This window comes from Aeromonas sp. 159 (assembly GCF_963862045.1).
In the GTDB taxonomy this organism is placed as follows: domain Bacteria; phylum Pseudomonadota; class Gammaproteobacteria; order Enterobacterales; family Aeromonadaceae; genus Aeromonas; species Aeromonas veronii.
On record NZ_CAWLMI010000071.1, the window covers coordinates 1 to 10422 of the forward strand.

Sequence of the window (10422 nt, forward strand, 5' to 3'; positions counted from 1 at the left end):
CCGGAGCCGATGCCACCGCTGCCGCAATCGCAGTCGGTAGCTGGGGGCGCACCCCATTGAGCGGTGGCGGCAGAATATCCGGGCTCACCAGCTCCTTGTCATTGAGCACCACGATATTGCGCACCACGTTTTGCAGCTCGCGTACGTTGCCGGGCCAGGGGTAGTCGAGCAGCACTCGCGCCGCCTCAACGTCAAAATCCTTGAAGCGTTTGTTCTCCTCCTTGGCGTAGCTCTGCAGCAGGGTGCGCGCCAGCAGCAGTATATCCTCGCCCCGCTCCCGCAGCGGCGGCAGGGTGAGGGGAATGACGTGGAGCCGATAGTAGAGATCCTCGCGAAAACGGCCCGCTTTCACCTCCACCAGCGGATCCCGGTTGGTGGCGCAGATAAAGCGCACATCCACCGTCTCGAGCTTGCCGCTGCCGACTCGCTGCACTGTGCCGGTCTGGATAAAGCGCAGCAACTTGCTCTGCAGATCCAGGTCCATCTCGCAGATCTCGTCGAGAAACAGGGTACCGCCATCGGCCAGACTGGCCGCCCCCTTGCGATCCCCCTGCGCACCGGTAAAAGAGCCCTTCACATGACCGAAGATCTCGCTCTCCATCAAATCGTGGGGAATGGCGGCGCAGTTGAGGGCAATAAAGGGCTGTTCGCTGCGGGGACTGCACTGGTGAATCGCCTCGGCACACACCTCTTTGCCGGTGCCGCTCTCGCCAGTGATAAAGACGGTCGCCTTGCTGGGCGCCGCGCTCTCGATGATGCGATAGACCGCCTGCATCGACATAGAGGCGCCGATAAAACCGAAGAAGGAGCTGCGCTCGAAGTTCTCCCGATAGTGGGCAACCAGCGAACTCAACTGCTGATGTTTCAAGGCATTGCGAACGGTGGCGCAGAGCCGCTTGCTGTCAAACGGCTTGGTCAGAAAATCGAAGGCACCGAGGCGCATCGCCTCCACCGCCACATCCACCGAGCCGTGGGCGGTGATCACCACCACAGAGCAGGGCAACTGCTGTTCGGTGATCATTTGCAGAATATCCATACCGGACATATCCGGCAGCTCCAGATCCAGCAGCACCACGGGGGGAGGACTTGCCAGCAACTGCGCCAACGCCTGTTGACCGCAATCGGCCAGCACCACCTCATACCCCTCCTGGCGCAGGTACTGTTCATAGACCACCGCCAGACTACGGGTATCTTCCACCAGCAGGACACGCGATTTATTTTCAGCCACTGGACTCATCCTTGTATTTGATTCTGCGATCTATTTTGCCTTATTTTCGCGCGCAAACCCAACGCCAAGACAGCTCTGTTATCCCGCGATTGCAGGGAATACACAAGTAAAAACGGCTCCTTAAGGAGCCGTTTTTAACTACAAGAAGGGATTACTTCTTGGCGTCGTCTGCAGTCGGCTTCTCGATAGCCAGCAGCTCAACGTCAAACACCAGCACGGCGTTCGCCGGGATGGAGCCTGCACCGTGCTCGCCATAGGCCAGCTTGGACGGCAGGAAGAACTTGAACTTGGAGCCAACCGGCATCAGCTGAACACCTTCGGTCCAACCCGGGATAACCTGGTTGAGCGGGAAGGTAGCCGGCTCGCCGCGATCGACGGAGCTGTCGAACTTGGTGCCGTCGGTCAGGGTACCGGTGTAGTGAACCTTGACGATATCGGTAGATTTCGGCTTGGCGCCAGTGCCCATCTTCTCGACCATGTACTGCAGGCCGGATTCAGTGCTCTTCACACCCTCTTTCTTGGCGTTGGTAGCCAGGAACTCTTCGCCCTTCTTCAGATTCTCAACGGCGTCTTTCTCGGCCTTGGCCTTGGTCAGCTCGTTGATCTTGGCGTCGTAATCCTGCAGTACCTTCTGGATCTCTTCATCAGTCATCTTGGCTTCTTTGCCCAGACCGTCAGTCACCCCTTTCAGGATCACGGCGTTGTCCAGTTTGATGCCCAGTTCCTGCTGACGCTCCAGGGTATTGGCGATGTAACGACCCATGGAGAGGCCAATTGCGTAGCCAGATTGCTCTTCAAAGCTCTTGGCTTCGGCCTTGGTCGCCTCTGCCGGCTTGCTGGCTTCTGCCTTCACTTCGGCGGTATTGGCCGCAGCAGGCTTCTCGTCTTTTTGGCAAGCAGTCAGACCGACGGCAACGGCCGCCGCCAACAGGGACACCTTCAGAAATTTGTTCATCAGTTTCTCCAAACTCCAAATACCGCTCTCGGTTCCATCGTGAAATGAGAGGTTTATCGTGATAAGCGCCTTATACTAACGCCGTGATCGCAGGTAACAAAAGCGTGAGACCGCAAAAATGATAAAAAGTGCCATTTATCTGGTGAGCCTCTGTTTAATGCTCACCGGTTGCGAGCAGAGCTCCCAACCCAACCAGCAAATGACTCTCGCCAGCACGGGTCTGCTGACCGCAGATCTCTCCAGTGATGGCAAGCAGGCCATCGTCTCCAGCATCAGCCAGGGCATCATCGTCTGGGATCTGGAACAGAACCGTCAACGCTGGCGCTGGAAGCAATCCGACTCGGCGGATGAGCTGGTATTCATTACCCGTTTTTCCGAAGGCAACAGCCATGCCGTCACCGCTACCCCCGATACCTTTGCAACCTGGCGGCTGAGCGACGGGCAATCACAAGGCTACTACTCACTTCCTGAATCCAGGCTGAGGGACATCGCGCTCTCTGCCGACGGTCGTTATGTGCTGATCGGGCGGGAAGATGGCAAGGCCGAGTGGCTCGACACCCGAAGCGGCCGTCGCCTGCAGTTTCTGGGGCACACCGAACAGGTCAATACGGTGGATCTCTCCGCCAACGGTCGCTACGCCCTGACCGGCGGCAACGACTACAGCGCCTATCTGTGGGACACCCACAGCGGGCAGGTAATTTGGCGCTTCAACCATGGTGGCCGGGTGATCATGGCCAGACTGGAGCCGAGCGGCCGCTACGCCTTCACCGCCGACAGCAGCCGGGCCAGCATCTGGGATCTGAAAACTGGCAAGGAGGTGAGTCAGCTGCAATATGATCACCGCTTCGAGGTCTACACCAGCGCCCGCTTTGCCAACGATGGCAAGTGGCTCATCACTGGCGCCCCTTCCCGTCAGCTCTCCCTGTGGCAAGTGAGCGATGGTGCCCTGCTGCAGAGCTGGCGCGTCTCGCCGCAACCCAAGGTGAAACCGCCCAGCGCAGTGGTCTACGGCGTCGCTTTGCGCGACAATAGCCACCTTGTCAGTGCCAGCTCCAGTGGTCTGGCCGAAATCTGGACAATCAAGTAAGGACCCGAAGGCCCATGAGTCAGCAACTTAACGATCGCATCGAAACCCTGGAAACCCGTCTCGCCTATGCGGAGTACACCATAGAGCAGCTCAACGACGAGGTAACCACTCAGGGCCGTGAACTCGATCGGCTCAAATACCAGATCCAGCTGCTGATCGACAAACTGCAAAGCGTACAGCCCAGCCAGATTGCCAGCATGGCCGAAGAGACCCCGCCGCCGCACTACTGAACCGGCGCTATCTCCGGTCAGGCAACATGGCTTGGCACAGCTGTCAGCCAATAAAAAACCCGCGATAAATCGCGGGTTTTTTATCATCGGCGTGGCCGTGATCAGTGGTGATGGCCCTTGCCACCACAACCGCCACCACCGCAGCAGCCGCCATGACCATGGTCGTCGCCGTGGTCATGCTCGTGGCTGTGACCGGCACCGCCACAGCAACCGCCGTGAGCGTGCTCTTCGTCGTGGTCGTGACCGTGACCACCGCAGCAACCGCCATGGCCGTGATCGTGGTCATGACCATGGTCGTGACCGCAACCGCCGGCACCGTGAACGTGGCCGTGAGCCAGCTCTTCGGCAGTGGCAGCGCGCACGTCCTTGATCTCGACCTTGAAGCCCAGGGTCACGCCAGCCAGCGGATGGTTGCCATCTACCTTGACGAACTCTTCAGACACTTCAACCACTGTCACCGGACGATGGCCATCGTCGGTTTCAGCCACGAAAGTATCCCCTTCGGAGACTTCCATGCCGTCGAACAGCTCGCCCGGCACTTCCTGCACCAGAGACTCGTCGTATTCGCCGTAGGCCTGGCTCGGGGTCAGGGTCACTTCGAAGGCTTCACCTACCGCACGACCTTCCAGCTCGGCTTCAAGGCCGGAAACCAGATAACGGGTGCCGTGCAGATAGACCAGCGGCTCTTTGCCGACAGTGCTGTCGATGACTTCACCGTGCTCGTCGGTGACTGTGTATTCCAGCGTAACCACGCTCAGAGGAGCTACTTTCATGTCAGGATCCTGCGGATAGAAAAAAACGGGCCCAGAATAACCTAAAAAGCGGGCCACGCATATGCCATGCCCCGTCAGCGGGCGATGAAAAAATCGGCGATACCACCAGTTTGGGCAACAACGCCCTGCACTCTTCAGGGCTATCAGGGACGAAATACGCCGATCACCTCTTCGGCTTCACGGGTTACCCGCTCCACCTGTTCCGGCGTCTGCACCTGGGTATCACCGCACGCGACGCAGGTCACCTTCTCGACTCCATGCTCCATATACAGCATCATGTTGTCCAACTTGCCGCACGCCGGGCAAACAGCACCGGCAATGAAGCGTTTTTTACGTCTGGTTTCCATATTTGTTACCTCCAGGCAGCATCATATCAGGGTTTTTACATGCATCACGCCATCGAGTATCACCATTTTTCCTGCCAGGGCCTGCACGCCGGCAACCGCAAGCGGAGTCCTGTCGGGCAGCTGTTGCGGATCACCCGGAGTGCCGCGTTGCTGAGACTGGGCCAACATGAACTGTTGCTGCCGGCAGGCTGCAGCTTCTGGCTCTGCGCCGATGCACTTGCGGCCTTCAGCCCCCTCAGCGGTTGCGAGTACGATCAGCTGAGCGTCTCTTTGCGCGTGGCTCAGCCACAGCAGGCAGGCTGGCTGCAGACCACCCCGCTGCTCGATGCCCTGCTCGACTCGCTGGCTCGGTGGCAACGTCCGAAAGAGTGGCAAGGGGCCTACGGTCAGCGACTGCAGGTGATCCTGGATGAGCTGCAACAGTGCGCCATCAGCCAGCAGGGTCACGGTGAGCTTCAAGCCTGCTGGCAAGCGCTGGCCAATGGCCAACCGGAGTCTCTGCAACTGTGGGCACAACAAGCCGATGCGCCGGTGGAAGGGAGTGAATTGCAACAACAGTGGCAACTGCTGCAAGCGCTCAGATTGCTCAAGGGCGGCAGCAAACCCGCGCAGGTGGCCAGCAAGCTGGGTTATGCCGATGAGACCGCATTGCAAGCGGCCTGCCAGCAGTGGGGCGTTGGCGAGGATGGCGATCAATAACCGGACGCTGGTGTGAATGCGCGAACTAAATTGGCTGAATGAGTCCAGTTTTTTGCCAGATGGTCGTTAACAAGGAAGGGCCATTCCCCCCGTAATCCTTTATGCTAGAGGCCTGAAGTGACTGCCAACGTTTCGACCAACAGGACATCTGCCATGACGAGCAAAGCCAATCAATCCCAGGGCATGTTGCTGTTTCACCTTTCAGCCAAACAATCCTTTGCCATCGGTACCCTCAAGGTGAAGGAGATAGTGCCCTACACCCAGCTGACGGCAATGCCCCACTCGCACCCGACCGTGTTGGGGGCCGCCAATATGCGCGGCTCCACCATTCCAGTGATCGACATGGCGATGGCGGTGGGCTATCGCCCCATCAGCAAGGAGGAGATGCCCCACTGCTTCATCATCATTACCGACTGCCGCCGTACCCTGGTGGGCTTTCTGGTACGGGGCATCGACAAGATCACCGAGTGCAACTGGCGCGATATCGAATCGCCCCCCGCCTCCCTCGGCCACAATGTGTTCGTAACCGGCGTGACCCGGGTCAATGACCAGCTGATCCAGCTGCTGGATGTGGAGCTGATCCTCTCCCGGGTCTATCCGGACGATCCGAGCCACCTCTATCCGGTACTGACCGATGTGCAGCGGGAGCGGATCAAGCCGATGCGGATCATGCTGGTCGATGACTCTTCGGTCGCTCGCCGTCAGCTGATGGCCGCCCTCGACTACATCAATATCCCCTATGAGGTCTGCACCAATGGCAAGGATGCACTGACCCTGATGCAGACGCGGGCAAGCCAGAAGACCCCGATCGACATTCTGGTGAGCGATATCGAGATGCCGGGGCTCGATGGTTATGAGCTGGCCTTCGAAGTGCAAAGTGACAGCAAACTGGCGGGGGCCTACATCATCCTGCACACTTCCCTCTCCAGCGAGATCAGCGTGGAACGCGCCCATCAGGTGGGTGCCCATGAGGCGCTGACCAAGTTCGAGGCCAATGAGCTGATCCAGGCCATGCTGCGCGGCGCCGAACATCACGATCGCCTGCTGAAATAAGCCAATGACTGGCGGGAGGAACACGCTTCCCGTCCTCCTTATCTTCGACCCAGACTGACTGACCCCATGCTGACCGAGAGCCACTTCCACGCCCCCTGGTGGGCACGCAATCCTCATCTGCAGACCATATTGCCCAAATGGCTGCGCCGCCCCCCTGCCCGTTTTGTGGCGGAGCGGTTTGAACTGCAGGATGGGGACTTTGTCGACCTCGCCTGGAGCGGGGAGGTCTGCCTTGACGAGCGGCCACTGGTGGTGGTGTTTCACGGGCTGGAGGGGAGCATTCACTCCCACTATGCCAAGGGATTGTTCGCCCACCTGCAGCAAGAGGGCAGAGAGGCTGTACTGATGCACTTTCGCGGTTGCAGTGGCGAGCCCAATCGCCACCTGCAGGCCTATCACTCCGGCGCCATCGGTGATGCGCAGGAGCTGATTGCCGAGCTGAGCCAGCGCTTTCCGGGCAAACCGCTGATCGCCATCGGCTTTTCACTGGGTGGCAATATGCTGGTCAATCTGCTGGCTCGGGCCTGTCCTGCGGCATTGAAAGCAGCGGTGGTGGTCTCGGCCCCGCTGCAACTGGCAAGCTGTGCCGAGCGGGTCAATCAGGGCTTCTCGAAGGTCTATCAGAACTATCTGCTGCGCACCATGCGCCGCAACCTGCTCAACAAGATCAGCCTGCAGCAGAAAGCGAGTGAACGCTGGCAACCTAGACAAGTGGAGCAGATTGCCACCCTGCGCGATTTTGACGAGCTGGTCACCGCGCCACTGCACGGCTTTCACAGCGCAACCCACTACTACCAGAGCTGCTCGGGGCTAACGCTGCTGGCTCAGATCCCCATCCCTACCCTTATCCTGCACGCCGCCGACGATCCCTTTATGTCACACGCGGTCATTCCCCGCCCGGAGCAACTCTCGCCCACGGTGCGCTATGAGTTGAGCCAGCGCGGCGGCCATGTCGGCTTTCTGCACGGCACGCCCTGGCGGCCACGGTTTTGGCTGGATGAACGGATCAGTCGCTGGATTGCCGAACAGAGTCACTCCGCAACACAGAACTGATTGCGTCCCGACTCCTTGGCCCGATAGAGCGCCTGATCGGCCCGCTCCAACAACTGGCTCTCCCCTTCACCGGACACTGTGCTGGCAATCCCCTGACTCACCGTCACCCAGGGGGCAACATCGGACGCCAGATGCTCCAGCTGCAGGCTGGCCAGGCCATCTTGCAGCCGCTGCGCCACGCTGGCCGCCGCCTGACGGTCGGTATTGGGCAGCAGCAGCACAAACTCCTCTCCGCCATAGCGGGCAACCAGATCAGATGGCGTGCGTACCGCACGATTGAGCGCTTGTGCCACCTCCTTGAGGCACATATCCCCTACCTGATGGCCGTAGTGGTCGTTGAAGCGCTTGAAATAGTCCACATCGATCAGGATGAGCGATAGCGGAGCGCCGCTCTCCTGGCTATGGGCCAACGCGCGATCCAACTCGATATTGAAATGCCGCCGATTGGCGACACCGGTCAGAGGATCTTGCTTGGCGAGCTGATCAAGTTTGCGCAGCAGCGTCAGATTTTCATGCTCACGCATGATCGCCAACTCAAACCAGCGGTACAGCATACGGCGGCCGACCTCCAGCGCAATCACGCCAAACAACACGCCAAGCAGGTAGATCTGGGGAAAATCAACGCGTAAAAAGAGCTCCAACCCCACCCCCACCGTCATCGGGCCCAAGAGATAGCCATAAAAAACCTTGCGATCGGGATAAAACGCGATGAGCGCAGCCAGCAGGTTGAGCCGCATGATCCCGTTGGCATAGCTGACCCCTCCCCGCAGCTCCACCTGACCAATCGTGTAGATGTGCAGCGTCCAGAGTCCGCCCCATAGCACCATCACCAGCGCAGCCATCCGTAACCAGAGGCGATCCTGCAGATGGTCACAAAACAGGCTGACAACAGGTAGCAGCAATAGCACCACCATGACCAGGGCCAGCTCACTCTGAAAGCGCCAGGGTAAGCTGTCATCACTGGCGAGCCCGACCTGGCTGTAAACCTCGTAGCGTATCGAAAGAAACAATACCACCAGCCAGTTCAACAACCAGAACCACACCATGCCTCGGGCAATCGCCTCTCGACGTGCGCTGTCCAGATGCTCAGTCAGGGTTAACGGCGCGCTGCGCTGCGCTTCAGACAACATCTCTCAGACTCCGGTGAAAAGGTAAAAAGTGATTGCATTCGCGGGATTCAACACAACAATAGCCTGACGATCACCTCTTTTGCTGTGAGACCTTTAAATGATCATTCCCTGGCAAGAACTGGACGGCGACACCCTGACCAACCTGATCGAACACTTTGTGTTGCAGGAGGGAACAGAATATGGAGAGCAGGATGTACCGCTTGGCGTCAAAGTCGATGCAGTGAGAGAACAATTACAGCAAGGCAAAGCTGTCATCGTCTATAGCGAGCTGCACGAATCGGTGAATATCGTGATGAAAGACCGCTTCATCGAGCAGTCTTGACCCAACCGCAATCCGGACCTTATAACGGAATTCCCAAGGAAGAGAGAATCCCATGTCGGCCAAGCACCCCATTATTGCTGTTACCGGTTCGTCCGGTGCCGGCACCTCCACCTCCACCAACGCCTTTCGCTCCATGTTCCATCAACTGGGATATACCGCGGCGGTGGTGGAAGGTGACAGTTTTCACCGCTACACCCGACCGGAAATGGATGTAGCGATCCGCAAGGCGCGCGAACAGGGGCGTCATATCAGCTATTTTGGCCCTGAGGCCAATGACTTCGGGCTGCTGGAGAGCTTTTTTCAGGGCTATGGACAGGATGGCAATGGCCAGTATCGCCGCTACCTGCACAGCTTTGACGAGGCGGTTCCCTTCAACCAGATGCCCGGCACCTTTACCCCTTGGCAGCATCTGCCCAGCAATACCGATCTGCTGTTTTATGAAGGGCTGCACGGCGGAGTGGTAACCGAGGATCACAACGTAGCCCGCCACGTGGATTTTCTGATAGGCGTAGTGCCCATCGTCAATCTGGAGTGGATCCAGAAGCTCATTCGCGATACCTCGGAGCGAGGGCATTCCCGCGAGGCGGTGACCGACTCCATCGTTCGCTCCATGGATGACTACATCAACTTCATCACCCCGCAGTTCTCGCGCACTCATATCAACTTCCAGCGAGTACCGACGGTGGACACCTCCAACCCCTTCAGTGCCAAGGTGATCCCGAGTCTGGACGAGAGTATGCTGGTGATCCGGTTTCGCGGCATCAAGCAGGTGGATTTCCCCTACCTGCTGTCGATGATCGATGGCTCATTCATGTCGCGGATGAACACCATAGTGGTGCCGGGTGGCAAGATGGGCTTTGCGATGGAGCTGATCCTGCGCCCGCTCATCCAGCAATTGATCGAAACCGGCAAAATAACCTGATTCAAAGGAGTTCACGATGCGGCTTGCTTATCTCTCTGTGGCACTGCTCGCCCTGCTTGGCGGTTGCAGCAGCGGGCCGGCGGCCCCCACGCTGGAGTCCGGCACCATGCTGGTTCGCCCGATGGGCAACTGGACCTATGGTGCAACCCCGCGCTACGCCCTGGCCGAACAGTATCAATTTGCCGGTGAGTTGGCGGAAGGGTGGCTGGAGCCGATGCAGCAGGCGGTAAGCCGGGAGCTCAATGGCAAGGGATGGCAGAGTGCACCGCTCGACGAGGCGGATCTGTGGGTCGCCATCGGCGTCGCGGGCGGCAAGGATATGAGTGATGGCGAAATTTTCGCACGTCTTGGCATGACACCCGGGGTATATGCCTCGGCCAACCAGCGCAAAGGGTCGCTGGCCATCGTGCTGCTCGATCGCAAAACCCAGAAAGCGGTCTGGAGCAGCATCATCCAGCTGACCAGCGATGTGAGCATTGCAGACAGCCAGCGCCAGGCACTCAGCCAGCAGCTCGCGGCCGAGCTGCTCAATCGCGTCCCCACCAACTAGCGCTTGTTTAGTGATAACGGATGGATAGAAAAACGGCTTGCCTCCCGGCAAGCCGTTTTTTGTGGTCTCAACC

13 protein-coding genes are annotated in these 10422 nt (G+C 58.8%); 8 read left to right on the plus strand and 5 right to left on the minus strand.

Annotation, left to right across the window (positions count from 1 at the left end; genetic code table 11):
• Window positions 1–1228, minus strand: a 1228-nt coding sequence (locus AACR14_RS12915) for a sigma-54-dependent transcriptional regulator (protein WP_019446471.1), incomplete at its 3' end; no start/stop codon positions are given.
• 151 nt (window positions 1229–1379) lie between these two features.
• Entirely contained in the window at window positions 1380–2183 is an 804-nt protein-coding gene (fkpA, locus tag AACR14_RS12920) for an FKBP-type peptidyl-prolyl cis-trans isomerase (protein WP_019446472.1), read from the minus strand.
• A 118-nt stretch (window positions 2184–2301) separates the two neighbouring features.
• Here fkpA and AACR14_RS12925 point away from each other — a divergent pair, with 118 nt between their 5' ends.
• Complete coding sequence (locus AACR14_RS12925; RefSeq protein WP_019446473.1) at window positions 2302–3270, plus strand: hypothetical protein; 969 nt, start codon at window positions 2302–2304, stop codon at window positions 3268–3270.
• A 14-nt stretch (window positions 3271–3284) separates the two neighbouring features.
• Window positions 3285–3500, plus strand: coding sequence for a SlyX family protein (locus AACR14_RS12930; protein ID WP_005335285.1), 216 nt, complete (start codon window positions 3285–3287; stop codon window positions 3498–3500).
• Window positions 3501–3601: 101 nt separating this feature from the next.
• On the opposite strand, the gene slyD is transcribed toward AACR14_RS12930, so the two are convergent.
• Window positions 3602–4273 carry a peptidylprolyl isomerase gene (gene slyD, locus AACR14_RS12935; RefSeq protein ID WP_019446474.1) on the minus strand — a complete coding sequence of 224 codons (672 nt, stop codon included), beginning with the start codon at window positions 4271–4273 and terminating at the stop codon, window positions 3602–3604.
• A gap of 143 nt (window positions 4274–4416) precedes the next feature.
• Window positions 4417–4620 carry a YheV family putative zinc ribbon protein gene (locus tag AACR14_RS12940; protein WP_019446475.1) on the minus strand — a complete coding sequence of 68 codons (204 nt, stop codon included), beginning with the start codon at window positions 4618–4620 and terminating at the stop codon, window positions 4417–4419.
• Window positions 4621–4659: 39 nt separating this feature from the next.
• On the opposite strand from AACR14_RS12940, the gene AACR14_RS12945 reads away from it, so the two are divergent.
• From AACR14_RS12945 to AACR14_RS12955, 3 genes are all read left to right on the plus strand, one after another.
• The gene (locus tag AACR14_RS12945) at window positions 4660–5319 is read left to right on the plus strand and encodes a hypothetical protein (protein ID WP_019446476.1); all 660 of its coding nucleotides are present in this window, start codon (window positions 4660–4662) and stop codon (window positions 5317–5319) included.
• A 153-nt stretch (window positions 5320–5472) separates the two neighbouring features.
• A complete protein-coding gene (locus AACR14_RS12950) occupies window positions 5473–6372 on the plus strand; it encodes a chemotaxis protein (protein ID WP_019446477.1) in 900 nt (299 codons plus the stop codon).
• Window positions 6373–6438: 66 nt separating this feature from the next.
• Complete coding sequence (locus AACR14_RS12955; RefSeq protein ID WP_019446478.1) at window positions 6439–7425, plus strand: hydrolase; 987 nt, start codon at window positions 6439–6441, stop codon at window positions 7423–7425.
• Here AACR14_RS12955 and AACR14_RS12960 read toward each other — a convergent pair.
• Window positions 7404–8555 carry a GGDEF domain-containing protein gene (locus AACR14_RS12960; protein ID WP_019446479.1) on the minus strand — a complete coding sequence of 384 codons (1152 nt, stop codon included), beginning with the start codon at window positions 8553–8555 and terminating at the stop codon, window positions 7404–7406. The two genes, AACR14_RS12955 and AACR14_RS12960, sit on opposite strands and share 22 nt — an antisense overlap.
• 97 nt (window positions 8556–8652) lie before the next feature.
• On the opposite strand from AACR14_RS12960, the gene AACR14_RS12965 reads away from it, so the two are divergent.
• Genes AACR14_RS12965 through AACR14_RS12975 form a run of 3 tightly spaced genes read left to right on the plus strand, consistent with a single transcriptional unit; the run spans window position 8653 to window position 10349 of the window.
• Window positions 8653–8877: a YheU family protein gene (locus tag AACR14_RS12965; protein WP_005335298.1), complete on the plus strand. Its 225-nt coding sequence runs from the start codon at window positions 8653–8655 to the stop codon at window positions 8875–8877.
• A 52-nt stretch (window positions 8878–8929) separates the two neighbouring features.
• Entirely contained in the window at window positions 8930–9799 is an 870-nt protein-coding gene (locus tag AACR14_RS12970; protein ID WP_005335299.1) for a phosphoribulokinase, read from the plus strand.
• Between the two features lie 16 nt (window positions 9800–9815).
• Window positions 9816–10349, plus strand: a complete 534-nt coding sequence (locus AACR14_RS12975; RefSeq protein WP_005335300.1) for a DUF4136 domain-containing protein — start codon at window positions 9816–9818, stop codon at window positions 10347–10349.
• The last annotated feature ends 73 nt before the right edge of the window (window positions 10350–10422 follow it).